At 63.5% G+C, this 26,298-nt stretch carries 21 protein-coding genes; 8 read left to right on the top strand and 13 right to left on the bottom strand.

All coding sequences use genetic code 11. The annotated features are described in order from the left end of the window. Nucleotides 1-767 precede the first annotated feature (767 nt). Genes HMPREF1531_RS02145 through HMPREF1531_RS02155 form a run of 3 tightly spaced genes read right to left on the bottom strand, consistent with a single transcriptional unit; the run spans nt 768 to nt 3,249 of the window. The gene (locus HMPREF1531_RS02145) at nt 768-1,442 is read right to left on the bottom strand and encodes a methionine ABC transporter permease (RefSeq protein WP_016668245.1); all 675 of its coding nucleotides are present in this window, start codon (nt 1,440-1,442) and stop codon (nt 768-770) included. Beyond that, nucleotides 1,439-2,422, bottom strand: coding sequence for a methionine ABC transporter ATP-binding protein (locus HMPREF1531_RS02150; protein WP_016668246.1), 984 nt, complete (start codon nt 2,420-2,422; stop codon nt 1,439-1,441). Before HMPREF1531_RS02150 ends, HMPREF1531_RS02145 begins: the two co-directional genes overlap by 4 nt. A gap of 2 nt (nt 2,423-2,424) precedes the next feature. After that, nucleotides 2,425-3,249, bottom strand: a complete 825-nt coding sequence (locus HMPREF1531_RS02155; RefSeq protein ID WP_016668247.1) for a MetQ/NlpA family ABC transporter substrate-binding protein — start codon at nt 3,247-3,249, stop codon at nt 2,425-2,427. Nucleotides 3,250-3,646: 397 nt separating this feature from the next. On the opposite strand from HMPREF1531_RS02155, the gene HMPREF1531_RS02160 reads away from it, so the two are divergent. The 7 genes from HMPREF1531_RS02160 to HMPREF1531_RS02190 are packed head-to-tail and all read left to right on the top strand — an operon-like array spanning nt 3,647 to nt 13,730. Next, nucleotides 3,647-4,648: an ABC transporter substrate-binding protein gene (locus tag HMPREF1531_RS02160; RefSeq protein WP_198010966.1), complete on the top strand. Its 1,002-nt coding sequence runs from the start codon at nt 3,647-3,649 to the stop codon at nt 4,646-4,648. Then, on the top strand, nt 4,594-5,676 hold the full coding sequence (locus HMPREF1531_RS02165; RefSeq protein WP_442852409.1) for a FecCD family ABC transporter permease: 1,083 nt from the start codon (nt 4,594-4,596) through the stop codon (nt 5,674-5,676). Before HMPREF1531_RS02160 ends, HMPREF1531_RS02165 begins: the two co-directional genes overlap by 55 nt. Then, a complete protein-coding gene (locus HMPREF1531_RS02170; RefSeq protein WP_016668250.1) occupies nt 5,673-6,479 on the top strand; it encodes an ABC transporter ATP-binding protein in 807 nt (268 codons plus the stop codon). Before HMPREF1531_RS02165 ends, HMPREF1531_RS02170 begins: the two co-directional genes overlap by 4 nt. Beyond that, nucleotides 6,476-10,270 carry a cobaltochelatase subunit CobN gene (locus HMPREF1531_RS02175; RefSeq protein WP_016668251.1) on the top strand — a complete coding sequence of 1,265 codons (3,795 nt, stop codon included), beginning with the start codon at nt 6,476-6,478 and terminating at the stop codon, nt 10,268-10,270. Before HMPREF1531_RS02170 ends, HMPREF1531_RS02175 begins: the two co-directional genes overlap by 4 nt. A 40-nt stretch (nt 10,271-10,310) precedes the next feature. Further along, complete coding sequence (locus tag HMPREF1531_RS02180; RefSeq protein ID WP_016668252.1) at nt 10,311-10,880, top strand: hypothetical protein; 570 nt, start codon at nt 10,311-10,313, stop codon at nt 10,878-10,880. A gap of 1 nt (nt 10,881) precedes the next feature. Beyond that, nucleotides 10,882-12,753: a VWA domain-containing protein gene (locus HMPREF1531_RS02185; RefSeq protein ID WP_016668253.1), complete on the top strand. Its 1,872-nt coding sequence runs from the start codon at nt 10,882-10,884 to the stop codon at nt 12,751-12,753. Continuing rightward, nucleotides 12,750-13,730: an ATP-binding protein gene (locus tag HMPREF1531_RS02190; protein ID WP_016668254.1), complete on the top strand. Its 981-nt coding sequence runs from the start codon at nt 12,750-12,752 to the stop codon at nt 13,728-13,730. The genes HMPREF1531_RS02185 and HMPREF1531_RS02190 overlap by 4 nt, the downstream gene beginning before the upstream one ends. 104 nt (nt 13,731-13,834) lie before the next feature. Here HMPREF1531_RS02190 and HMPREF1531_RS02195 read toward each other — a convergent pair whose 3' ends face one another. Next, complete coding sequence (locus tag HMPREF1531_RS02195; protein WP_016668255.1) at nt 13,835-14,800, bottom strand: 2-hydroxyacid dehydrogenase; 966 nt, start codon at nt 14,798-14,800, stop codon at nt 13,835-13,837. A 139-nt stretch (nt 14,801-14,939) separates the two neighbouring features. Here HMPREF1531_RS02195 and HMPREF1531_RS02200 point away from each other — a divergent pair, with 139 nt between their 5' ends. Further along, nucleotides 14,940-15,275 carry a hypothetical protein gene (locus HMPREF1531_RS02200; RefSeq protein ID WP_016668256.1) on the top strand — a complete coding sequence of 112 codons (336 nt, stop codon included), beginning with the start codon at nt 14,940-14,942 and terminating at the stop codon, nt 15,273-15,275. Nucleotides 15,276-15,353: 78 nt separating this feature from the next. Here HMPREF1531_RS02200 and HMPREF1531_RS02205 read toward each other — a convergent pair whose 3' ends face one another. From HMPREF1531_RS02205 to HMPREF1531_RS02245, 9 genes are read right to left on the bottom strand one after another with little or no spacing between them, the layout of a single operon-like run. Further along, nucleotides 15,354-16,013 carry a response regulator transcription factor gene (locus tag HMPREF1531_RS02205; protein ID WP_016668257.1) on the bottom strand — a complete coding sequence of 220 codons (660 nt, stop codon included), beginning with the start codon at nt 16,011-16,013 and terminating at the stop codon, nt 15,354-15,356. Further along, the gene (locus tag HMPREF1531_RS02210; RefSeq protein WP_198010967.1) at nt 16,010-17,431 is read right to left on the bottom strand and encodes a sensor histidine kinase; all 1,422 of its coding nucleotides are present in this window, start codon (nt 17,429-17,431) and stop codon (nt 16,010-16,012) included. Before HMPREF1531_RS02210 ends, HMPREF1531_RS02205 begins: the two co-directional genes overlap by 4 nt. 34 nt (nt 17,432-17,465) lie before the next feature. Continuing rightward, nucleotides 17,466-18,845 (bottom strand): UDP-glucose dehydrogenase family protein, encoded by a 1,380-nt coding sequence (locus HMPREF1531_RS02215; protein ID WP_016668259.1) that lies wholly within the window; start codon nt 18,843-18,845, stop codon nt 17,466-17,468. After that, on the bottom strand, nt 18,842-19,864 hold the full coding sequence (locus HMPREF1531_RS02220) for a phosphotransferase family protein (RefSeq protein WP_016668260.1): 1,023 nt from the start codon (nt 19,862-19,864) through the stop codon (nt 18,842-18,844). The genes HMPREF1531_RS02215 and HMPREF1531_RS02220 overlap by 4 nt, the downstream gene beginning before the upstream one ends. Beyond that, the gene (locus HMPREF1531_RS02225; RefSeq protein WP_016668261.1) at nt 19,852-20,982 is read right to left on the bottom strand and encodes an aminoglycoside phosphotransferase family protein; all 1,131 of its coding nucleotides are present in this window, start codon (nt 20,980-20,982) and stop codon (nt 19,852-19,854) included. Before HMPREF1531_RS02225 ends, HMPREF1531_RS02220 begins: the two co-directional genes overlap by 13 nt. After that, entirely contained in the window at nt 20,979-22,784 is a 1,806-nt protein-coding gene (locus HMPREF1531_RS02230) for an ABC transporter ATP-binding protein (protein WP_016668262.1), read from the bottom strand. The genes HMPREF1531_RS02225 and HMPREF1531_RS02230 overlap by 4 nt, the downstream gene beginning before the upstream one ends. Next, nucleotides 22,768-23,901: a glycosyltransferase family 4 protein gene (locus tag HMPREF1531_RS02235; protein ID WP_016668263.1), complete on the bottom strand. Its 1,134-nt coding sequence runs from the start codon at nt 23,899-23,901 to the stop codon at nt 22,768-22,770. The genes HMPREF1531_RS02230 and HMPREF1531_RS02235 overlap by 17 nt, the downstream gene beginning before the upstream one ends. Beyond that, the gene (locus HMPREF1531_RS02240) at nt 23,898-25,109 is read right to left on the bottom strand and encodes a glycosyltransferase (RefSeq protein WP_016668264.1); all 1,212 of its coding nucleotides are present in this window, start codon (nt 25,107-25,109) and stop codon (nt 23,898-23,900) included. Before HMPREF1531_RS02240 ends, HMPREF1531_RS02235 begins: the two co-directional genes overlap by 4 nt. Continuing rightward, nucleotides 25,106-26,293 (bottom strand): glycosyltransferase family protein, encoded by a 1,188-nt coding sequence (locus HMPREF1531_RS02245; protein WP_016668265.1) that lies wholly within the window; start codon nt 26,291-26,293, stop codon nt 25,106-25,108. The genes HMPREF1531_RS02240 and HMPREF1531_RS02245 overlap by 4 nt, the downstream gene beginning before the upstream one ends. Nucleotides 26,294-26,298 lie beyond the last annotated feature (5 nt).

Consider the following 26,298-nt stretch of genomic DNA (forward strand, 5'->3'; position numbering starts at 1 on the left):
GCCGCCCTCTTCCTACCTTAGCGGTAGGGCCATTGAACCGAGACAGCCTCGCCGCCTTCATCTCCTCGGTCCACGCTTGGGCGCATTGGCTTGTTTACATTTATTTTACCAATTAAAACACCCACTGTCTAGTGGTCTGTTGCACGAGTCGGACCGATCGCTTCTGACCATCGTCGCCGGTCAGTATTTGAAGAACAGCCGTGACGCAAACTCGATCGATGTGAAGTAATATAGGGTTCTCGGACAGTGGATGAAATTAGTTCAGACTAGCATTTTTTTGCGACACCTCTACTCGATATTGACGCGCGATAGTCAATGGTCAATCGGATTCTTTCTAGGGACCCATCGGAGGCGAGATGAACCTAGAGATGGTGGAATTTACACCATCCAGCATAACCTTACACAACCATGACACTCTTATCAGGATATTTGATGGTCAATTTCGCCGGAGCTTGAATGATCCGGCTGATGTTCTGTCAGTCCAGGCTCACGAGATCCACGACCTCAATGGGCTCATGAAAGAACCCGATATATGATTGAGGCTGTGTGCGTTTGCTCACATAAATGTGGCTTTTCTTACCTCTGACGTGTCAAGCTCAGCTCAGGAAGACCTCGTGTTCGATCCGCATCTCCTCGGTCGGCTCGCTCAGTGACAGACCCACGACGAATTGCTTCATCCCCCTCGGATGCCGCGAACCGGCGGAAGAATCGTCTGCAGATCCTCTTGGAGGTAGGAACTGAGCTCCTCGCGCCGGACACCCCAGCTGTCACCCCCGGCGACGCATCATGGAGCGAACGATGCCGTCGCCGATCGACTGCACGATCTGGACGACGAAGATCAACAAGGTCACCGTCATCAACAGAACGGGGGCATTGAATCGCTGGTACCCATAGCGGATCGCCAGGTCGCCGATGCCACCGCCGCCGATGGCGCCAGCCATCGTCGAATAGCCGATGAGGGTGACCAAGGTAAGCGTGCCGCCAGCCACCAGCCCCGGCAGCGACTCGGGTAACAATACCTTCCACACAATCTGCCATATGGTGGCGCCCATCACGCGGGCCGCCTCGATCTTCCCGCTGTCAACCTCGCGCAGGGCGGCCTCCACGACGCGGGCGTAAAACGGGATCGCCCCCACCGACAGCGGCACGACGGCTGCCGTCGGGCCGTAGGCCGTGCCGACGATGAGCCGGGTGAACCCCAGCAGAGCGATCATCAGGATGAGGAAGGGTAGGGAACGTGCAAGGTTCACCACCACACCCACCACCCAGTGAATCGCCTGGTTGGGCCGCAAACCGTCGGGGGCCACCAGGCGCAGCACCACCCCGACCAGCACGCCGAGGATGACTGTGATCAGGAACGACAGCCCCACCATCCAGGCCGTCTGCCCCAGCGACTGGAACAATTCGGGCAGGACATCCACCCAGTTCTTCTGCTGCTTCACAGGTGTACCCCTACTCCGCGCTGGGCCAGGTAGCGCCGTACGGCCCCCTCGTCGACCATCCCAGTGGGATGCGAGAGGCTCACTCGTAGCCTGCCGATCTGCCGCCCTGCGATGGATTCGATCGCACCGCCGAGGATCGACACGTCGAGGTCAAGATCGCGGGTCAACCCGGAGATAACCGGCTCCGATGTACCCGACTCTGTAAAGGTGAGCACGATCGAACGCCCTGCCGGATCCAGCGAGGGATCCCCCGCAGGCAGCAGGATATCGGCAAGTTGCGAACCGGGATCGGTCATCCGTTCGGCCAGCGGCCCGGATTCGACGACGGTGCCGTCGGCCATCAGCGCCGCTGAATCACAGATCCGCCGTACCACCTCGGATTCGTGGGTGATCAACACCACGGTGACACCGGTGGCCTCATTGATCGACTTGACCAGGTCGAGAATCTGCTCGGTCGTCGACGGGTCGAGGGCCGAGGTGGCCTCATCACAGAACAATACGTCGGGATGAGCAGCCAGCGCCCGGGCGATGCCCACCCGCTGTTTCTGGCCACCCGACAGCTGTGCCGGATGGTTGTCCCACCGATCGGACAGACCCACCATCTCAAGCAACTCGGCGACGCGGGCATGTCGCTTCTCAGCGGGCACGCCCTGAATCTCCAACGGGAAGGAGACATTGCCAGCGGCGGTGCGCCCAGCCATCAGATTGAAGTGCTGGAAAATCATTCCCATGCGGTGACGTACCTGCCGCAGGGTCAACGAATTGAGAGTGGTCAGCTCGTGGCCGGCCACCATCACCGAACCCGACGTCGGTCTCTCCAACGCGGTAAGACACCGCATTAGCGTCGTCTTCCCAGCACCGCTACGCCCCAGGATGCCGAAGATCTCTCCATCGGCGACCTTCAAGGACACATTGTTGACGGCCGTCACCGGGCCACGAGCCGTGGGATAGACCTTTGTCAGGTTCGAGACGGTGATCATGATCAGCCGTTCGCCGGGAGGACGGAACCCTGGTAGTTCTCCTCGATGTAAGTGGCGAGTTCGGGAGAGGTCAGCGCCTTCGCAAGGGCCTTCACCTTCGGGTCGTCCTTCTTGGTCTCCTTGACCACCAGCACATTTGCGTAGGGATTACCCTCGGCCTGCTCCAGGACCAGCGCATCGTTGGCAGGCACCAGACCGGCCTCCAGCGCGTAGTTGCCATTGATCACCGACAGGTTGACCTGCGGATCATCAAGGCTGGCGGCCAGCTGCGGACGGTCGATCTTGATGAAAGAGAGATTCTTCGGATTCTCGTCGATGTTCGCATCGCTCACCTGGGAGTAATCCAGATCGGCGTCGTTGCGGTCAACATTGAGGCCGATGAGCTTGGCATCCTCAAGCAAGAACAGGGCACGAGCCTGGTTTGTGGGATCGGCCGGGATAGCGATAACCGCGCCGTCGGGGGTCTCCTCGACGGTCGTGATCTTCTTGGAGTACAACCCGAGGGGCTCAACGTGGACTGTGGCCACCGGTACAAGGTCGGAGCCCTCATGGTTGGCATTCCAGTCCTTAAGGTAGGGCAGGTGTTGGAAGAAATTGGCATCAAGATCGCCCTCGTTGACCAACTGATTCACGTCCACATCACCGGAGATCTCGGTAACCTCGACCTTGGTGTCGCCGAGCAGGCCGAGTTCTTCGGCCTTCCTGATCAACTCGGCGTGAGGGGTCACATCGGCGATCACGGTCAGGGAGCCGTCTGAGCCGCAGGCCGCGAGGCTTGATGCGAGGACGACGCCGAGAGCACCGGCAAGAAGCTTCTTGATCTTCATGGAAATCCTTAAGGTCGTGTGTGGTCGGTTTCTCGTCCAGCAGCACGGTCCGCAGCGATCTGCGTTGTGGCGTGATCGCTGCAACTCGTGGTGAGGAGCGATCGGGCCGTGCTGTCAGGAGCACATGCACCGGCAGCACATGGGCATGACGAGACCACGCATAGCGCGGCTGATCGACATGAAACCCATGCGGGCGACACTACCGCGCCCATGCCTGAGGCTTCCACTTGGTTCCACCAAGTTCCGCCGTGGGCGGATCATGATCCGATAACCACGGGCACACCCGCTTCCCCTCAAGGATGAGGTAAGGCTAAGCTTATGGAACCAAGGATCGCACTAGACACAGGAGTTCGCCCTAATGACCCGATGGCCTCGGCGGTCCGTCCTTCTTGCTAGCATGACAGCCTTCGCGCTTTTGACCGGATGCACGACCACATCCACCGATACATCACCCTCTTCACCTAGCCCGTCGGGCTCCTCGCAGGGGACCACCAAGGCCTCCCTCTCGGGCACCGAGTTCCCGATCACTGTCACCGATTTCAACGGCGATGAGGTGGTCATTGAGCAGGCACCCACCCGGGTCGTCATCTGCTCCGGAACCGCCCTCAACATTTGGTACGACGCCGGGGGCAAGGCCGTCGCCTCGGCCGATCTGACCGACAGTATCCGCCTGTCCACCGAGCACGCCGCCGAGATGCAAGCCCTTCCCAAACTAGGCGCAATGCATTCCATCGACCAGGAGGCGGTATTGGCGCAGAATCCCGACCTGGTAATCACCATGGGAGCCCAAAAAGAATTGGCCGCTTCCTTGAAATCGATGGGCATCAACACCATGGCCGTCAAGGTCTCCTCCCTGGCCGATCTCACCATGGCCTACTCGATCTTCGGCGCACTGTCGGGCACCAGCGACCACGCGACCTCCCAGGCCGAGCAGATCACCGCCAGCACCCAACAGGTCGTTAGCAAATGGCCCGGGGAAGAGCGCTCCGTGGTCGTTTTGTTCGTCACCGCCCAGTCGTTGTCGGTGAAACTCGACGAGTCCATCACCGGCCATATGCTGAGCACCCTGGGGGTGAGGAATATCGCATCCGGGGCCACCCCAGAGAATCCAAACTCGGAAAACACACCGCTCGATGTGGAATACATCGTCGCCCACCAACCCGACACAGTCCTGGTCACATCGATGATCTCCTCGAACCAAGAAGCCAGGGCGCGCATCGAGGCCGAATTCGCCAAGAACTCCGCTTGGCAGGCGATTGATGCGGTCCGCGAGAACCGGGTGGTGTTCCTGCCCCAGCAGTACTTCCTATACAACGCAGGCCCCTACTATCCCGACGCCATGACATATCTGGCCGCGAGCTTGCGGCCCGATGTTTTCGGGAACCCGGTCGAACCGTGAGCAGCACCGATCCCGCACCTGCTATACCCGAGACCCGCACCCGGTTTCGAGCTCATCCAAGTTTCGTGCCCTTCGTCCTGGCCGCTCTGGGGTTATTACTCATCGGCGCCCTGGTCGCCGGAGTTGGAGTGGGCACCATTCAGTTGTCCCCTGCCGACGTGTTCCGCGGAATCTTCGGGCATGCCGATTTCCAGTGGCACCGGGTGGTGTGGGACGTGCGCCTGCCGAGAGTGCTCCTGGCTGGGATGGTCGGTATCTGCTTGGCGACATCCGGAGTGATCCTGCAGGCGGTGATGGGCAATCCGCTGGCAGACCCGGGAATCATCGGCATATCGGCAGGGGCAGGGTTATTCGGCATCGTCATTCTCATCGTCTTTCCGACGATGTTCATGGCCACCCCTTTGTTCGCCTTCATCGGAGCGATGGTTGCTGCGGTCACCATCCACGCCTTGGCCTGGCGCGGTGGCATTCAACCTGTGCGGGTGATCCTGGCGGGGGTGGCGGTCTCTGCCTTGTGTTCGGCCGGGATCTCCGCAGTCATGGTGCTGTACTCCGACCGGGTGCAGGGCGCCCTATTGTTCATGAATGGGTCGATGTCCCTGAAGTCCTGGAACCATGTCCGGTTGTTGTGGCCCTATGCATTGGTGGCCGTCATCGCTGCGGTCTTGCTGCCACGACGCCTGGATCTCATCGTGCTGGGCGACGATATCTCTCGGTCGATGGGAATGGATGTCCGTGCAAACCGGTTACTACTCACCGGTATCGCCGCACTCCTGGCAGCTGGTGCGGTATCGGCCGTGGGGCTACTGGGTTTCGTCGGGCTCATCGTCCCGCACATGATGAGGTTGACCGTTGGCAGTTCGCACCGAGTGCTGATGCCAGCCTGCCTCCTGTTCGGCGCAGGGCTGGTCATCGTCTCCGACACCATGGCTCGCACCTTGTTCTCCCCCGCCGACCTTCCGGTGGGCATCATCATGGCCGCCCTGGGCGTACCCTTCTTCCTCTTCCTGCTGCGGAGGGCACTGTGAGTGGCGCCGGGCTTGAGGTGAAAGATCTGTGGGTGTCACTGGGTGGCCGACAGATCCTGCACGGCATCAATCTCGACCTGGAAGCCGGGGCCGTGCACGGCATCCTGGGACCGAACGGCTGTGGGAAGACCACCCTGATCCGGTCGATGTGCGGGGCCGTGAAACCGGACAGCGGCCAAGTGCTTCTCGACGGCACGGCGATCGGTGCCCTATCCCCGACCGCATTGGCCCGCAGGATGGCCGTTGTGTGGCAAGGCGGGGTCATCAGTTCAGATATAACCGTCGCCCGGCTCGTCAGCTACGGACGCTACGCTCATACCCCGTGGTGGAAGGTCAACCCGCCGGACCGGGACGAGGCTGTTGTCGAAGCGATGGAGCGCACCCACATCACCTCACTCGCCGATCGACGAGTAGCCAGCCTATCGGGCGGTGAACGCCAGCGGGTGTGGATCGCCACAGCCTTGGCCCAGCGTCCGAGGATCCTGCTGCTCGACGAGCCCACCACCTACTTGGACATCGCCCATCAGATCGACGTGCTGGAACTGATCGGGGAGCTGAACGCCGACGGGCTGACCGTGGTCGCCGTGCTGCACGACCTGACCCAGGCCGCCCGCCGCTGTGACCGGGTGGTGGTCATGGGTAATGGACGGCTGCTGCGCGCCGGACCGCCGGTCCAAGCCCTCGACGCTGCAGCCATTGCCTCCGATTTCCACGTGGATGCCTGGGTCACCACCGACCCACAGACCCACGCTCCTGTTATCCAAGCTCGTCACCGAACAGCTCTCCACGAGGAGGATCAATGAAGATCACTGTCGTTACCATTTCCCCTGAGGTCCTTCGCGGGTTATTGGGAGCAGCCGCCCGGCTCGATGAGGAATATCCGGGCTGGGGCGAACTGACCTGGCACTATGCATCTCCAGCTCCCTCGGACGAGGCGATAGATGCGATGTGCACCGACGTCGCCACAGCCGATCTCGTGATGTGCGACATGATGGGCGCCGACTCCCAGTGGCCCGCGGCCTTGGGCACAACCCTGGATACCTTCACCGGCGACATCATCTCGTGCGGGCCCGCCTTCGCATCCCGGGCCAGGTTCGGTGCCTTCGATATCGCTGGAGCCCGCAAGCCCGCAATGGGGATGCCGAAAGGGATGCCACCACACATCGCGGCCCAGCTCGGCAGGAAAGAAGGCACTGCGCAGCCCCCCACCGGCATGCCCACCCACATCGCAGCCCGGCTCGGGATGACACCCGGAGCATCCGCATCAACTGCGGAGCAGGCCGCACCCGAGGCCTCCGACCTCGCGGCCCGGGATGCCCGGATCTATGCGCAGGTTACCTCCGCTTTCTTGTCGATGCGGGGGGACGACGCCGACTTCGTGTTGCGCACCCTGGTGCGAGAACGCGGCGGGCTGCCCGATCTGGAGGTCCCCGATCCCTCGGGTGAGATTGCCCCGGTGCAGTGTTCCTGGCCGCCCACCCGCAAACGCTACGCGACCTGGCAGGATTTCGTCGCCGAGCACGGCCCCAGCGACGGGCGTCCGGTGATCGCCCTGCTGCACTACGCCAGGTCCTACCCGATTGACGGGGAAACCGTCGCCGCGAAGCTGGTCGAGCACCTGTCGCAGGCGGGTTGGGTACTGCCGGTGGCCATTGATGCCACGGGCACCGAGATGGTTGATCCACTAAGGGAGTTGCTCACCAGCGAAGGGTTGAAACCCGACGTGATCGTGTCCTTGTTGTCGTTCCGCTTCGCAGCCGGGCCGATGGGTGGGGACCCGGAGGCCGGGGCCGCGCTGCTTTCCGAGCTCGGTGCTCCCTATGTCAAACCGATCATGCTGACCCGCAGAACCGAACAGGAATGGCGCGAATCATTCCAAGGCCTCGGCCCTGCGGAGACGATGGTTTCCCTTGTGCTCCCGGAGATCGACGGCGCAGTCAACGAGATCCTGGTGGCCGCGATGACTCCCACCCCGATCGACGACTCCCCCGGCGCACCCGTCGTCGACAACCTGCAAGTGATCGACGACCAGGCTCACCGCCTGGTACAGCGGATTCAAGGGCTGATCCGGCTTCGCCAGTTGGCCAACCACGAAAAGCGGGTCGCGATCATCGGCTATGACTACCCCGACGGGGAGGGAAATATGCTCGGGGCGGCCTTCTTGGACTGTGCCGCATCCATCGAGGCGATCCTCGCTGACTTGGCCCAGGAGGGCTACCAGCTCACCGTCCCCGAACCAGGGACCCTTCTCAGCGAATTACTCGACCGAGCGGTCAACTCCCCCCGCTATTCGAATAGCGACCGGACCATCGTCTATCCCCGCGAGCAGGCGATCGCCGAGTTGGCGAATCCCAAGGCCTGGGCGGAGGTCGAATCGGTGTGGGGGAATAACCCTGATCTTCCGATGGTCACCCCCACCGGTGATTTCCTCATTCCCGCCATCGAACTCGGCAATGTTTTGGTGGGCATCCAGCCTGGCCGTGCTCCACTGAGCAACGGCGGCGACTCAACCCACGACAACACGATTCCCCCGCCGCCGCAATACCTTGCCTTCTACACCTGGGTGCGCAAGGTTTGGAAAGCAGATGTCATCGTGCATGTCGGTACCCACGGCACTTTCGAGTTCCTGAAGGCCAAGCAGAATGCGGTGTCCACCGACTGTTTCCCCGACCTGATGATCGAGGAAACCCCGCACGTCTATCTGTATTACTGCGCCAATCCCACCGAGGGGATCATCGCCCGGCGCCGTTCCCATGCGACCTTGGTCTCCTACCAGCCGCCGGTGATGCTGCCCGGAGGCCTGCACGACCAACTCGCCGATCTGGAGAAACTTCTCGCCGAACACCGTCAAGCCGTGGAGTTATCCCCGCAGACCGCCCAGGATCTTCTGGCGGATATCGCCCGCGCGGCCGAGGAAGCCCACCTGCCCACCGATCCCGGGGAGTTGGAAGCCGAGTTGGAGAGGCTGTCGAGCGGACTGGTTCCAATGGGACTGCACGTTTTCGGCGAGGAATGGAACACCGATGAAGTAATTCGCATGGTCGACGGAGTGCTGTCGGGCGGCCTGGACGACCAGATGCCGGCTGTGGAAATCATGGCCGGGCTGAAAGGTCTGCCCGATGGCGCGGTGGAGGAATTGCCTCCGCCCGAGCGCGCTGAGCTCGAGGCCATGGCGCTGGAACCGGTGCACCGCGGTCTTTCCTGCGATCTCCCCCCGGAACAAATCACCGACGTCCTCGGATTGCAAGATCTGGTGCGTCGTGGGCGCGAAGTCGCCGCATTCTTCGATCACAACGAGGAATGGGAGGGACTGCACCGCGGACTGTGCGGGCTGCACGTCCCGGCACGCCTGGGTGGCGACGTCATCCGCACCCCATCGGTGATGCCCTCGGGTTCCTCGATCTACCAATTCGATCCGCGGGCCGTGCCAAGCTCCATCGCAATGCGCAGGGGCGCCGAGATCGCCCGGGGACTCAAGGATGCCTACCGTGCGGAAAACGGTACTAACCCCAGTTGCGTCGGGTTGATCCTGTGGGGGATCGAGACATCCCGGACCCAAGGAGAAGGCTATGCCCAGGTCCTGGCCCTGCTCGGGGTGCGGTTGGTGGACCATCCCACCCCAGGCCATCCCCGTTGGGAGGTGATCCCCACGGAGGAACTCACCGGCCCGCGCACCGATGTGGTGGTGACCATTTCTGGTTTCTTCCGTGACCTGTTCGGCAATCTCATTGAGGAACTCGACGACATCTTCGCCGCGGTGGCGGCCATGGACGAACCTGAACAGATCAACCCCATCCGGGCTCGCGCCGCGGTGCTGGAGGAGGCCCTCGCAGCCCGGGGCATACCCGAAGACCAGGCATCACAGCTTGCCACAAGCAGGATTTTCGGCCCAGCCCCTGGTCTGTACGCCACAGATCTGACGGCGATCATCGAATCCGGAGCCTGGAACTCCACCGACGATTTGACCGACCATTTCGTCGACGGCGCCCAGCACCTCTACGGACGCAACCACCACGGCGACCGCATCGAGGGGCTCTACCAGGAACAGTTGGCCGATGTGGAGGTGGTCTCCCAAGTGAGGTCGAACAACGAGTACCAGATCACCGATTTGGACCACTACTTCGAGTTCCTGGGCGGGATGACCTCGGCGGCCGAACGCTTCTCGGGGCGCACCGTACCGACCCTGGTCTGCGACACCACCGCACGCAGGGTTCATGTACAGACCTCCGCCGAGGCCTCCCGCGCAGGCCTGTACACCCGGTTGCTGAATCCCGAATGGATCGAGGCGATCATGGCCCACGGGCACCGGGGCGTCGCGGAGATCAACGAACGCACAACGAACCTCGTCGGCATGGCCGCCACCACATCCGGCATCGGTGACTGGATGTTCGACGCAGTCTTCGACACCTACATCGCCGACGAGCAGATGCGGCAACGGCTCACCGAGGCCAATCCGCATGCCACCGCCGATCTTGCCGCCAGGCTCGGCGAGGCGGACCGTCGTGGTCTGTGGCAGGCGAGCCCGGAACGCAGACAGCTGCTCGACGAGGTCCAGTTCGATATCGATGCCGACCTGGAAGGGGTCGACAACTGATCACCTCAGCACAACTACCCAACAATGACAAGGAGAGACGATGAACAAAATTGTGCCAGCCCTCGCCCTCGCCGCCCTATTCGCCATCGCTACGACGGGCTGCGGACAGGCGTCGAGTGAACCCAGCGAATCCGCTCCGGGGAGCTCCGCGATGACACCGGAGGCCTCTGGATCCGCCGATACGGCCACCGGGAAGCTCACCGAGACCGACGGCAAACTGACCGACTCCGATCCTCAAGCCGCGGTCATCGAGGGAGCCGGACTATCTGTGGAGATCGACCAAACTGCCAAGACCGCCGTCTTCCAAGCCATCGACCCGGCCACCGGCGATCCCTTCCAGGACTCTCTCACCTACGACTTCGCCGCGGGTACCTTCGTGCGCAAGCACTTTGTCTCGGCGATGGGAGCTACCTTCTTGTACAACGCAGAACCGAACACCGGCGAATTGCTGAGCGTCACCAATGACGCAGGGGAGGACGCCGGGGAAGCCCTGCGCCAGCGCGGCCGGTGGGATACGGCCGCAGCCGAGACCATGGCGATCAAGACCGCCTTGGACGCCTGGTTCCTGCAACGTTACGGAAAGACCGTGGCCGAGGTGATCGGATCCTGAGATGACAAAGCTGTTTCCCTTCTCGGCCATCGTCGGCCAGCCGACGATGCGGCTCGCCCTGCTCTTAGTTGCGATACAACCCCGTATCGGTGGGGTGTTGATCCGTGGCGAGAAGGGAACAGCCAAGTCCACGGTGGTGCGTGCTCTTGCCAGGGCGCTGCCCACCGGGCGAATGCGCACCTTGGCGTTGTCCGCCACCGAGGACCGGCTGGTGGGTGGGCTTGATCTTGAGGCGACCCTGACCACCGGTTCACCGGTCTTCCAGCCGGGCCTGCTGAGCGACGCCGACGGTGGCATCGTCTATGTCGACGAGGTGAATCTGCTTGACGACCACCTCGCCAACCTGGTGCTCGACGCTGCTGCCAGCGGGGTGGTGACCACCGAACGGGAAGGCTTCTCCGTATCGATGCCGTCCCGTTTCGCGCTGGTTGGCACGATGAACCCGGAGGAGGGCCAGTTGGGCGCCCAACTGCTGGACCGCTTCGGGCTATGCGTTGACGTGGTGGCCGAACATGGCCTGGAAGAACGGATCGAGATCCTGCGTCGTCGGCTAGCCCATGACGCGAACCCTGCGGAATTCATCGACTCCTGGGCGCAGCAAGAGGCCAGCCTCGCCCAGCGCTTGGCCGCTGCCCGGACTGCCGTGGGCGAGGTCGAAGTCCCGGCACATATCGTCTCCAGCATCGCCGGACGCTGTCGGGAGGCAGGCACTGCGGGCCACCGGGCTGATCTGGCCCTCACCCTGGCTGCCCGGGCGCATGCCGCCTGGCAGGGGCGTGTGGTGGTGACCGAGGAAGATGTAGAACTCGTCGCGGAATTGGCTCTGGTGCACCGGCGCCGGGATCAGGAACCGCCTGATCCTCCTCCCCCACCCTCGCCCACCCCACCCGCAGAAGACCCATCCCGCGAGGAGCCTCCCGAGACCGACAACGAGCAACCCGACCCACCGGAGGAACCGGAGATCGGCCCCGACCCGAGCGAGGAACTGGTCTCCGAGATCGGGGCGTCGTTCAAGGTGCGTCCGCTGATCAGTACCCAAGATCGGGTCGCCCGCTCCAGTTCGGGCCGACGACGTCTCACCATCTCCGCAGACCAGCGTGGCCACCAGATCGGTTCGAGGTTCTCGGCCCACCCCGAGGATCTCGCCTTGGATGCCACTCTGCGGGCCGCCGCCGTGCACCAACGCCGGAGAAGACTCGGTCTGGCACCCGGTGATGGGCGGGAACATCTGGCGATCCTGGTAGAACGTGGCGACTGGCGTCGCAGGATCAGGATGCGACGCACCGGATCGGTGGTGGTGCTCGTCGTCGATGCCTCGGCCTCAATGGGGGCCCGCAATCGCATGGTGGCATCGAAGGGCGCAGTGCTGTCGCTGCTACTCGACGCCTATGTGAAACGTGACCAGGTGGCGTTGGTGAGTTTCCGGCGCACCGGAGCCGAGGTGCTGGTACCACCCACCTCCTCGGTGGAAATGGCCGAACGGCGGCTCCGAGAGATGCCCACCGGCGGGCGAACCCCGTTGGCCTCCGGCTTAATGGCTGCCCACGAGGTGGTGCGGCCACTGCTGCTGAAAGATCCTGCCATCCGGCCCATGGTGGTGGTGGTCACCGACGGGCGCGGGAATGTCGGGCTCGATGGAACTGTATCTCGCAATGCCACCGACGAGGCGATCCGGATCGCCACGAGGCTGCGTGCCGAACAGCGCATCAGCTGGGTGATCGTCGACACCGAGCCGACTGGGGTGATGTCGCGCGGGCGCACCGGAGACTTGGCTAAGGCCCTGGGGGCCGAGAGATTCACCATTGAGAATTTGCGAGCCGACGACTTGGTGCAGATCGTCAACACCTCACAGAACCGTCAGGAGAACCGATGAAACGACCGAACTATCCCTTCGCAGCCATTGTCGGCCAGGATGAGATGAAGCTCGCCTTGGTCCTCACGGTGATCTGCCCCGACCTGTCGGGGGTGCTCATCCGGGGCGACAAAGGAACCGCAAAATCGACCGCGGTCCGTGGGCTGGCAGAGCTGCTTCCGGAACGCACCGAGGTTTCAGAAGGGGCTTTCCATCTAACCGAGTCAGAGTACCTCGAATACGCCGAGACGCTGGGGCTCGACCCTGCTGCAGTGTCCCGGACCACCACCAGCCGGGTCCCGGTCGTCGAGCTGCCGGTGGGGGCAACCGAGGACCGCGTCGCCGGGACCCTCGACCTGGAGACGGCCCTGACCCAGGGGCGGCGCAGTTTCGAGCCCGGTCTGCTGGCTGCGGCACACCGTGGCATCCTCTACGTCGACGAGGTGAACCTGCTTGATGACCATGTGGTCGACATCCTGCTGGATTCAGCGGCCATGGGGATCAACACCGTCGAGCGGGAGGGGATCTCGTTATCCCACCCGGCCCGATTTTCCCTGGTCGGCACCATGAATCCGGAGGAGGGCGAGTTGCGCCCCCAGCTGCTCGACCGGTTCGGGATGTGCGTGACTGTGCGCGGGGAGCAGGATCCGTCGGCCAGAGTAGAGATCATCACCCGCCGGATGGCTTTCGAGGCGGATCCGCAGGGTTTCGTCGATGACTGGGCCAGTGCATCCGGTGAGCTCGCGGCGCGGATTGCCCGGGCGATGGAATTGCTGGGCACGGTGACGATCGACCAGGATGTGTTGTTGCAGGTGGCACAAACCTGCGTGGCCGCTGAGGTAGACGGGCACCGCGGCGATCTGATGATGGTGCGCGCAGCCCGCGGCCTAGCTGCCTGGGATGGTCGAACCACCATCACCGACAAGGACCTGGCTGACGCCGCAGCCTTGGTGCTACCTCACCGGATGCGCCGCAACCCGCTGGATGTCATCGGCTAAGAGCACATGCACGGGAGGAACCCAGGAAGACCCGGTCGGCAAATTCTTCAGAGTGGTCCGCAGACCAGACGGTGCTCTCCTCTGCCAACAGCCAAAGAAGCGAGTCACAACGCGGTACGCGCAGGCCTTCCCGCGAGCACGTCGGTGATGTTATCGATGGCCAGCTTGCTCATCATCCATCTGGTCTGGCGGGTAGCCGAGCCAATGTGCGGCAGCAGCACAACGTTGTCCATCTCGTACAGGGCGGGATTGATTGTCGGCTCGTCCTCGTAGACGTCAAGGCCAGCACCTGCGATGCTGCCGGAATTCAGTGCATCCACCAAGGCGGCCTCGTCGACGCAGGCGCCGCGGGCGGTGTTGACGAGGAAGGCGGTGTCCTTCATCTGGGCCAGGGCTGCGGCGTCGATGATGTGCCGGGTCTCGGGAGTCAGCGGGCAGTGCAGGGAGACGACGTCACTGGTCTCCAGCAACTCGCCGAGTTCCACCCGGCGAGTTGGTGCGGTGTCTGGGTTGACCCCGTCAATTGCCGAGAGGTCCTTGTCGGAGCGGGATGAATAGACGACATCCATGCCGAGCACCGCAGCACGTCGGCCCATCGCCTCACCGATCTGCCCCAGCCCAATGATGCCCAATTGCGCGCCCTGCAGCCCAGTGCCGAGCATGAAGGTATGCGAATAGCGCCACGGCTTGTGGTCACGCACCCAACGTTCGGCCTCCCCTGCGCGACGGGTGACCATGAGCATCAACATGAAAGCGGTGTCGGCGGTGGCTTCATGTAGCACACCGGGGGTGGTGGAAACCTGGATGCCTCGTTGTTTCGCCGCTGCCACGTCGATATTGTTGAACCCCGCCGCACACTGAGCAATGATCTTCAACCCAGGCCCGGCGAGAGAGATCATCTCCGCATCAAGCGGATCGGATAGCGCAGACAAGATAGCATCAACCCCACCGATGTACGACGCGATTTCGTCGCGAGTCATGAACTCCTGCCCACCGATCACCTCATGGGTGACGGTAAGCAGGTCGAGGGCTTCGGGAAGCTGGGGTGCGGTAACGAGAATCCTGGCCATGGACCTAGCCTAGGACTCACCGCTCGCATGCACCGGGGAGTGCGTAGATCGGTACGCTGCCGACACCAGATACCTGATGCTAGGTTACCCGTTCAGCACCGGTTGGACCTCCCGTACACTCGGAATTTAGGAGGCACCCATGAATCAACCCGCTAGGAGAGCCGTGGCCATCACCAGCTTGGCCGCCGCCGGGCTGGGACTGACCACCGCGCAGATCCTCAACCAACCAGAGCCCTCCGACCACCGGGATCCGGGCGTCGTTCTAAACGAAGAACCCCCGGCGTCTTCCATCGTCCCCGAGCCAGCCGGGGCAACGTCCTCCCCCGCCCCGGAGAACCCGGCTCCCATCGGGGATGTGGCGACCGGTGCAGGCCAGCCAACCGGTGTGGGTCAACAGCCCACAGTTCCGGTCGACGATGATGCGGATGACAAAGACGACGACAAAGATGTCAAAGACGACAAGGACGACGATTAAAACCGGCGGCTCAGCCAGTTGTCCGGTTTCATCAGCTTCCGCAACGCGGCAGTCGTCCGGAAGGAATCGGACCGGGCCTCAGGCCAGGCGATAGCCCATGCCACGCACGGTCTCGAATCTTTCCTTCCCCAGCCTGGAACGCAGATAGGAGACGTACACGTCGACGACATTCGAGCCCGGGTCGAAGTCTAGGCCCCACACGGCGGCCAGGAGTTGTTCCCGGCTCAGCACCTGGCCTGGGTTACGCAGGAAGGTCTCAGCCAGCGCGAACTCCCGGGCCGAAAGATCCACCCATCGCCCATCCACCTGTGCCTTGCGACTTGCCAGGTCGAGTACCAGGCCCCGGTGTTCCAGACGCATGAGTTGGTGGACCTCGCCGCTGACCCGCAGCCGCAACCGGATGCGAGCCAGCAATTCCTCAAAGGAGAAGGGCTTGGGCATGTAATCATCGGCGCCACCTTCAAGCCCGGCCACCCTGTCGGCCACCGAGGATCGGGCGGTCAGCATGATCACCGGAGTGGCGACTCCCTGCCCCCGAAGCCGGTCGAGCACTTCGAAGCCGTCAATGTCGGGCAGCCCGACATCAAGCACGACGAGATCGATCCCGCCCTGCAACACCCATTCGACGGCTTCGTTGCCCGAGGTGGTGACATCGACCACGAAACCAGCTGCCCGCAGTCCTTTGGCCACGAAGGATGCGATGCGTTGTTCATCCTCCACCACCAGGATCCTGCTCATCCCCCGACCTCCCTTCTTTCCCCGGTAGCATCCCAGGCCGGAAGACATAACGTGAAAGTGGACCCTTTCCCCAGCACCGATTCGATCTCCAGCACCCCGCCGTGTGCCCGTACGATCGACTCTACGATGCTCAGCCCCAGCCCGGAGCCGGGAACATAACCAACCACGTGACGCGCCCGCACCGATCTCTCCCGGATTCTCGCGAGATCCTCCACACCGATCCCCGTTCCCTCGTCGGTGACCCACATCCGCACCGTCTGCTCGCAGATCGCCGAACCGATAGCGATCACCGAACCCGGCTCGGAATATTTCACGGCATTCGAGGCCAGTTGCAGCCACGCTTGGGTCACCCGGACCGCATCAAGGCAGGCGACACCATCCGCGACCTGATCCAATCTCCACCGCCGGTCCCCGATCACCTCGGCCTTGCCCAGCACCGAGACCGTCAGGTCGGTGACCGAGCAGGGCTCGATCTTCACGAAATCGCTGTCCACCGATCTGGCCAGCAGCAGCAGGTCACCAATGAGGACTTCCATCCGGTCGAGTTCGTCGATTGCGATGTCCCGGACCATCATGGTGTCTTCGGGGTCGGTAGGGTCCATGAGTTCCAGGTGCCCGCGCACGACGGTCATCGGGGTACGCAGTTCGTGGCCGACGTCGTCCATCAGGTCGCGCTGTCCCTGGACCGCGTGCTGCACCCTGTCAAGCATCCTGTTGAATCCGTTCGCCAACCGGCCTAGATCGTCACGGCCATGAACCGGAACCCTACTCGTCAAATCTTTCTCGTTGATCTCCTCGGCAGCAGCCTGCAATTCCTCGATCGGCCGCAGCAGGCGATCCACCCCGATCCAGGCCAAACCCGTGGCGACCATGACGGCGATCCCCGCCGCGGCGAGGCAGACCAAGGTCACCGAATGCAGTCTGGCTGCTCGCGCGTCCAGGTCGATCACCTGCACCAAAGTTGCCCGCTGATCCCCCTGGCGTACCGGGACGACGAGCACGCGGTACTTGCGCAACTCGGTGTGCATCGTAGTAATCACGATCTCATCCCCGACGACGAGATCGGCGAGTTCATTGAGCAGTCCGGGGTCGTCGGCGGGACGCAACCGACCGGGATCGGTGGTAACCGTCATCAATTCGGTCCCGGAAAAACCCACGGCTCCCTCGTCGGTTCCACTGCCCTGATGTTCTAACCAGGTCTGGATCAGGTCCATCGGCCCGCTGAACGACGAACCGTCCGAGGGATCGGTATTTTTCCTGACCAACGCCAAGAAGCGATCCCTATCCGCGATCAAGTCGGCGTCGGCCTCTACCTGAAGGTCGACGCGTTGGACCACCGTGATCAGCACACCTGAAAACACCAGTGCTATGCAGGCGACCACGACCATGGCAGCGACGATCCTCGTTCTAAGAGTCATCGTCGTCCTCATCATCGGTGCGCCTCCGTGCCATTCATTGTCTGACGCCGACACCGATGACGCCAGCACCGATCGCTTCTTCCATGAAATCACCCCTTCCCATCCCAACGTGCACCCACCCGGCCCGGTGCCACCGGTCCCGGTCCAAGGCATTGCGACCGTCCACGATGATCTTGCGAGCAACCAGACCGCCCACCCACTGCGGGTCCAATTCGAGGTACTGGCGCCACTCGGTGGCTAGCACTACCAACTCGGCCTCGGCTAGGCCTTTCTCCAGATCGGTGGCAACGGCGAGATCCGGATGGGTGCGCATCACATTGGGCAGGCCACATGGATCACAGACTCGCACCAGGGCTCCGGCCCGCACGAGTCGACGGGCGACATCCAGGGCGGGTGAATCCCGGATATCGTCGCTGTTTGGCTTGAAGGTGGCGCCCAGCACGGTGACCTTGGTCCCCGCCAGCCCGCCGGGGCAGACTGCCTCGGCCAATCTCACCACCCGGGAACGGCATCCCAGGTTGATCCGGTCTACCTCCCTGAGGAAACCCACCGCCTGTGACACGCCGAGTTCCTCCGCCTGCGTCTGAAGGGACCTGATGTCCTTGGGCAAACAGCCGCCCCCGAAACCGATTCCCGCGTTGAGGAAGCGCCGCCCAATGCGGGGATCGTATCCGATGGCCTCGGCCAGCACCGACACATCACCGCCGGTCACATCACACATCGTCGCCATCGTATTGATGAAGCTGATCTTCGTTGCCAGGAAGGCATTGGCAGCCATCTTCACCAGCTCGGCGGTGGGGCGGTTGGTGAGAATCCGCGGGATGGCCTCGGCCAGCAGTTCTGCGTGGATCTCGTCCAGCACCCCGGCCGCATATGCGGCGCGCTCCGGGTCGTCGGATAAGCCGTAAACAATCCGGTCCGGGTGCAAGGTGTCGGCCACCGCGTGCCCCTCCCGCAGGAATTCCGGGTTCCACACGACCTCGGCCCCCAGGGGTTCCAGCCGATCAGCCAGCTGCTGCGCAGTCCCCACCGGAACCGTCGATTTCCCCACGACGATCGGGCGCAGTTCCGGGCGCAGCACCCGGGCCAGGTCATCAACCGCGGCCTCCAGTGCGGTGAGGTCCGCTGCCCCGCTGACCGGGGACTGCGGGGTGCCAACGGCCAGAAAGTGGACCTTGGCCTGTTCGAGTTCCGGCTCGGTTCCGGAGACTGCGAAGCGAAGCCTACCGCTGCGCAGGCCCTGATGCAGGATCTCCTCGAAACCCGGTTCGTGGAAGGGTGGGCGACCAGCCGACAGCTCCCGTATCCGGTGGGGGTCGGTGTCGACTGCTATGACCCGGTGGCCCAGCGAGGCCATCGCGGCGGCGTGCACCGCACCCAAGTAGCCACATCCGATTACTGATATCGTCATCATGATCTATTCCTTTCACTCAATGACATGGTGGAATGCATCGGCGCGGAGCACAGTGACAGCCAGTCGTCCAGCCATGGCAGCGCGGCGGGCCGGAAGGCGTGGACCATGGCCAGCCGCCAGCGGGCAGCCCGGACATATATCCCGAAGTCGACGGGTCCGATCCCGAGTCGGGTACACAACTCATCAAGCAGGCCCAGTACCAGTTCGGCAAGGTCTTCTTCCCACTGCCTCTGGGTCCGGGACAGCTCCACGTGGGCCCACAGATTGGCAACATCAAGGGCGGCCGGGGCCAGGCACATGGTGTCCCAGTCGACGACACCCAGCCGCTGCCCGTCCCACAACATCTGTCCAGGATGCAGGTCCCGATGGGCAACAACCAGCGGTGAACAGCTCTCGGTGACCGCCCGGCAAGCAGCTTCGATTCCCGGCTCCAGCCGGTCGAGATCAGCGCGGACCCCGAACTCCTTGGCTCGCAGGAACCAGCGCCGCAGGGTCTGCGCCTCCGCCTCGGGGCCGTGGGCTCGCAGACCGCCGGGATCATAGGCACAGACCCGGGGCCAGCATTCCACCAGTTGCTGCCACCCCTCAATGCCCGGGAGCCCCCACTGCGCCAAGGGCTGACCAGGCACGACTGTCATGGACAACCGGCACCCACTCTCCTCCAGCAATCGTGGATGAGCGATCCCGGCCCGTTCGCAGGCTCTAGCCGCGTCACGAAGAGCATCCGCCACCCCGGCGGGCTTGCCCACCGGGAGATGCTTGGTGATCCGTTGTCCCTCGGCAGTGACCGCGCGCCTGCCCAGGCGATGCACCAGAAGCCTCGCATCCGGGGACGGGGCCAGTGTGGGAAGCTCCGGATCACGACTAGGCTCGGCCAACTGCACCGCCCCTTGGGCATTGATGCACCCTGCGCGCAGCCGTCCTGCCCCATCGATCCATTCAAAAAGCAGACGGTGCCCCTTGTCAGGCCACGCCCGAGTGACCCCAGGAAGTTCTCGCAGCATGGTCATGGCAGACATGACAGGACCTCCTCCAGCCGGTCGAGGTGCTCAGCGATCTGCCGACGCCATTCGGGGTTGGCGGATCGCAGCGGTTCGCCCACCCGACGGGCCAGGCGCCGGGCTATCCCCGCCCTCAGGGCGTCGGGACCGGCCATTCCCCCGGCGCACCGATAACCTTCGACCAACCGATCGCCGGTCTCCTCATCGACCGCGGTGAGATAGGAGCCCAGGTCGTCAGCAGCAGCTCCCCAGCACGCGCGGTCGAAATCGGTGAGCCACAACTCACCGCTGCCGGGGTCATGCAGCACTTGGTCGGGGGATGCATCGCCATGGCACAACACCGTGGGCCCAAGCGAACCGGGGATGAGCGGGGCAAGCCGCCGGATACGCTCGGCCAATCGCTCATCAAGTTCCCGGATGATTCCCGCATTCGCCAGCATGCTTGCCGCCGGATCATCGCAACGGCGACGTAATTCCTCGGCAATCCTCGGCGGCAGCGCATCGCCGCAGGCATGCAACCCGGCCAGCAGGGCACCCACCGCGCCCGCGGTGCTCGGATCGGGATCAGCCAGCAGATCGGAGCCCGCGACGAAACAACGAATACTGGTGTGTGGATCGCTCCCGTCGTCCAGGCGCAAGGGCACCGGGAGATGAGCGCCCAGGAAAGCATCGAAATCCGGCCCCGGGGTTTGCGGGGCGACCGTGGTGCGCACCACAACGCCGCCACACCGAAGGACCACCCGGCGCAGCGGATTGTGCTTGAGCAGTATCTCGCCGGTGCCGCCGCCAGCGGCTCCCCGGATGACCTGCCACAGGTACGGGGCCAGCGCTGGATCGGTGTCCAAGCCGCCCCATTGGAGGAGAATCCCGTTGCCGAGCTCTTGCTGGTGCACCTGCAGACCGTGGGTACGGGCCCAACCCAGGACACCCAGCCCCTTTCGGTGAGCTCTCGGCCACAGGAATCGCAGCCAAGCCGCATCGGACGCTCCTGACGCAGCCACCGCAACAGAGGAGCCTGGCTTGATCCGTATCCGAGTGGCGGTGACGGGCTGCCCGAGACACGCCGTGAGGTGCTCGGAATCGCACACCATCTCAACGATTCCGCGAGTGGTTGCCTCAATATTCCGTACCATCATCGACCCCCACCTCCCGAGTTCTCGTAGGCCTGCACCCAAGCGCGGAAGGTAGGACTCTCGGCGAGCAACCGGGCGGGGGGGCCATCCAGCAGGATGCATCCTCGGTCGATCCACACCACCCGGGAACAGCGCATCGCCACCGCCACGTCATGGGTAACGGCCAGCAACGTCCGGTCGACGATCAACGGACGGATCGCATCCAGCACGAGCTCGGATGCCGCCGGATCGAGACCAGTAGTCACCTCGTCGAGAACGACAACCCGGGAATCGCGCAGCAACGCCCGGGCAATCGCCAACCGCTGCTTCTGCCCGCCCGAAACGGTACTTCCCCGCTCCCCGACCACAGTGTCGTAGCCATTCGGCCAGCCGACGATGAATTGATGGGCATTCGCCGCCCGGGCGACGGCCTCCACCTCCTCGTCGCTGGCATCCAACCTGCCCAGCCGGATGTTCTCTCGCACTGTGTCGGCAAACAGCACGGTGTCCTGGTGTAACAGGGCCACGCTGGAGCGCAACTGGGCCAATCCCAATTCGTCCAGCGGGTGCCCATCCAACAGCACCTGTCCGTCAACCGGGTCGATGGCCCGCACGAGCAGGGAGACCAGGGTGGATTTCCCCGATCCCGAGGGCCCAATGATCGCCACGTGTTCCCCGGGAGCGATCCGCAGATCAATATCATCGAGAACCACGACTCCCTCATAAGCGGCGGTGACGCCCCGGAACTCGATACGCCCACGTACCTTGTCGAGCACCACGGGATGGGATGGGTCAGTTATCTCCGAGGTGATCGCCATCAGATCGGCGACCCGTTCTCCAGATGCGGTGGCCCGGGAGATCCTCCCGGTGTACTTGGCCAGATCACGCATGGGTTTCATCGTGGTGCGCAGGTAACTGGTGAACAGCACAAGCTCCCCGGGGGTGAGGGCCCCCGACATGACCCGCAGACCTCCCCAGACAAGCACCCCTGCCGTCGCCACCCCGACGATGAGATCGGTGGCGCGTTCGAGCCCGGCAGCAAGCCCGACCGCACGCACCCCCTGGGTTACCGAGCTCTGACTGGCATCCCCGAATCTGCGCTCCACCAGGGATTCCAGCCCGTAAGCCTGAACGGTGCGAATCGAGGAAAGTGACTCCTGGGCGGTGTTGGCGAGTTCTGCCTCGCCACGCCGAGTCATCCGGGAGGCCATATTGATCCGCCCGGATGAACAGGAACTAACAACTGCGAAGGCCACGAAGCAGGCCACCACGACCAGGGCCAGCCCTGGTGATAGCACGATCATCACCACGCTCATGACCAGCAAGGTCAAAACATTGGCGAGCAGCGGCAGTCCCGCGGTGGTCGCGACTTCCTGGAGGCGCGCGATGTCCCCCACCAGCCGCTGCACGGTGTCCGCGCTGTGGTTGCGGGCATGGAATTGCTGGGGCAGCCCCTGCACGTGGTGGAACAGCCGGGCGCGCAGAGATGCCGCGACCCGGGCACCTACCGTCGCGAAACACACCGTCGCCAGATAATTGCCCAGAGCCCGGGCCGCGACGACCAGCAGATGCGCCACACCACAGGCGATGATGACCGTGATAGTGGCCGGTGAGTGGTCCACCGCAGCCCCCAGCCTGGATAGCACCGAATCCAGCAGGTATTTCATCGGCCAGGGCTCTAACACCCGGAACACAACGTCGGCCATAAGGGCCAGGAACCCACCACAGATCATGGCTCGCTGCGGCCGCAGTTCTGGGGCAACCAGGCGCAGTGTGCGGCGCAGCGGACTGCGGTGAGCCCGGGGCGGTTCACTCCTGCGCGCCATCACTCACCCCCACTGTGCCAAGGATCCGAGCAGCCACCCGATCCCAACCGTGTTCCTGCACCGCCCTGGACCTGGCCTGCTCCCCCATCCGGGCGCGACGGCCCGGATCGAGCACAAGTTCATCGATGGCAGCCGCGAGGCCGGATGGGTCGGAGGGATTCACCAGCAACCCAACCCCGTCCAGCAGCTCGGGGAGTTGCCCCACCCGGGTGCCGACCACCGGGAGCCCGGCCGCCAGGTATTCGAAGACCTTCAGCGGGGAGAAATACTGGTTCTGTTCCCCACCCAAGTCGGGATAGGGTGCGACAGCCACTGCTGATCCCGCGAGATGGCCGGGAACCTCCCAGGGTGCGACGGCCCCCCGGAAGTCGGCATCAATCCCCAGCCCGTCAGCCAGTTCCTGCAGTTCAGCACGGCACGGTCCGTCGCCAATGATCCGCAGTTGCCAGTCGGTGCGCGCGCAGGCTGCTGCCCGGACCAGGTCATGCACCCCGTGCCATGGTTTGAGAGTCCCGATGAAGGTCACCACTGCGGTTGACGGATCCTCAGGGTGAGGAAAGAACCTGGCCGGGTCAACCCCGTTGGAGATGGTGTGTACCCGGGTGCAGCCGGTAACGCCACGCACCCAGTCACTGACCTGGTCGGATACACACACCACCGATGCCGCCACATCCACCTGGGTGCGCAGGGCCACATGAGCGCCCGCCACATCAACCAGCGTGCGATGGTCGAGTTGTTCGGTGATCAGCGGGGAGTTCACCTCCAGCACCCCGGGGCAACCGGTGACGGAGTTGACTTGAGCCAATACCGTGGAGAACAGGGAGTAGCGCTCATAGACAAGATCTGGTGGATTCTCCATCAGGCGATGAGCGACGATCTGGCTTGCCTCCACTTGGGCGGCCTCACGCTGTGCTGGGTCGGTGCCCACAACGGGTACCACCTGCACCGGCACATCGGTGAGATCACCGGGGACGGCATCACCAATGCGACAGGCATGGATCTCCACCTGATGCCCCAGCTTGAGCAGTTCCCGGACCATCGCTTGGATGTGGACGCTGGCTCCCTTGGTCCCGAACACCGGGATGCCGGGATCGAGACATACATAGGCAACTCTCATGAGGTCCTCCCCGAGGATTCCCAGGCCGACAAGGTGGCCGCCTGGACTCGCGAGTCGTACTCGGCCTCTATGAGTTCCCGGGCGCGTCCAGCCATGGCACGCAGTTCAACCCGCCCGTTGGCGATTTCCTGCAGGGAATCGGTGAGGGCTGCGACGTCGCCCGGTGGGATCAAGATCCCAGTTTGGCCGTTGACGATGACTTCCGGCAGACCGCTGACCGAGGTAGCGATGACCGGGGTGCCCACCGCCATCGCCTCAAGGACGACAGTGGGCAGTCCGTCGATATTCCCGTCGGCGGCCACCACACACGGTGCGACGAAGACGTCTGCATCGTGCAGCAGGTCGATCACCTCCCGCTGGGAGCGAGATCCAAGAAGTTCGATATGTGAGCCCAACCCTTGAGCATCGATGAGTTCCTGCAGCTCATTGCGCAGTTCCCCGTCACCGGCGATCCGGGCCTCGACCTCGGTTCCTGCCCGGACGAGTTCCCCAATGGCAGTGATCATGTCGGCGAACCCCTTCTTCGGCACGAGCCGCCCGACTCCGAGCACTCGCAACCGGCCCCGGAGTGCCTGCCGGGGCGGACGGAACTCGAAGCGATCCAGTTCTAGGGCATTGCGGCACAGGACCACTCGGGCCCCGGTTCCGGCCAGTACCTTGTCAAGGTGGGCCAGGTTGAAGCTGCTAATGGCAATCACCCGGTCTGCATCGCCACAGATTCGCCGTAGCCAGACGGGGTCCACAGATTCGTGGTGGATATCCTTGGCGTGGGTGGTGAGGGTGTAGGGGACACCGGTTAGCCGGTGGGCAACCCACGCCATCCGCCCGGCCAGCGAGGCGAAATGGGCATGCAAATGGGTGATCTGATCACGCATCACGGCCCGGGCCAACCCGACGCCCTGGGCTACCTCGTCGGCGGGAAGCTGGGCGAGTTCGGGAAGGATTCCGGCGAAGCGTTCCTGCATCCCAGAACCGACCAAATCGCGGCCCAACTGCTCCCAAAATAAATCGGCTTGCTGGGGGCGCGGCAACCAACTCACCTCAGCTTCTACCCTGGCGATTTCCGGGTGGAAGCGGGCATCGGTAGTCGGACGCAAGGCGTAGATGCGCAGATCATCGCCCAATTGCTGACGGGCGAGAATCTCGGTCACGACAAAGGTCTCTGACAAGCGAGGATAAACCTTGAGAACGTAGCCGACCCTGGTCATCGTCCCGCACCTGCCTTCCGGGATGGGGTATCGAGCAACCGGGCAGCCAGGCGGACCACCCCGTCGAGCCCATCGCGGTTCACCGAACTGCGGTCGACACGGCGGCGCACAGCCTCCGACAACCACCGTTCCAGTCCGGCGGTGGACAGCTCATCGGATCTGGTGAGATCGACGATTCCGGCCCGGTGCAGGGCCTGTGCCCTGATTAACTGCTCGCGACGGGGACGTTCCCTGGGTACCAAGAGAGCCGGCGTACCGGTGGCGAGGATTTCGCAGGTGGTGTTGTAGCCACCCATGGACATCACCGCCGAGGCATTCCGGATTCGAGCGCTCATGCCCCGGCAAATTGCCGCCACCCGGGTATCTGGCGGGGCTGCCGCAGCGATCGCGGTGTGAGCGGCGTGGTCAAACTGTGGTCCGGTCACAACCAGGTGGCGGTGCCCAGCGGGTGGTTGCACGCCCACGGCTGTTTCCAGCAGACGGGCACCGTCGGCACCACCGCCGACCGTGGTCAGGACATATGGCGTTGTCTCAACATCGATTCCATGCTCGGCCAGTTCCCTTCCGTAGGACAGGTATCCGGTGAACCGGACCATATCGGACAATTCCTGGGGCACCTCCCCGGTCAAGACCGGGTCGTGCACCGTGCGGTCCCCGTACACCCAGATCTCATCAATGCACTCGCGCACCGCCTTGATGTCGCCGAGGCCCTGCCACTCCCCGCTCATCACCCGGGGGTCATCCAGCACTTCCCGCAGCCCCAGCACCACCTTGGCACCGGGATACTCCGAGCGTAGACGCTGCAGCGGAACTCGCAATTCGCCCTGCACTCCGAAGACATGGCGGTCGACAACCACCAGGTCGGGAGCGAAGCTGATCAGCGCTGCTTCCAACAGATTCGAACGCAACCCCAGCAGCGCCTGCGTGTCACCGAACATATGGCGAGCGCGATATCCGTCGTTCGTCTTGCACACCCCCGGGAGGACGAGCCGGTCGAAGCCGGACGGCAGCCGGAACATGTCATTCGTCGCGACACCAGACAGCATCAGCCCGGTGAGTTTGCGGCCCGTATACCCCGGCAGATGCTGAGCCATGTGGTGTGCGATGGCCAGGTTGCGACGCACATGTCCCAACCCGAGCGAATCGTGGCTGTAGAGAACCATCTTGTGAATCTGGCCTGACATGAGCA

The organism is Propionibacterium sp. oral taxon 192 str. F0372 (assembly GCF_000413315.1).
In the GTDB taxonomy this organism is placed as follows: domain Bacteria; phylum Actinomycetota; class Actinomycetes; order Propionibacteriales; family Propionibacteriaceae; genus Brooklawnia.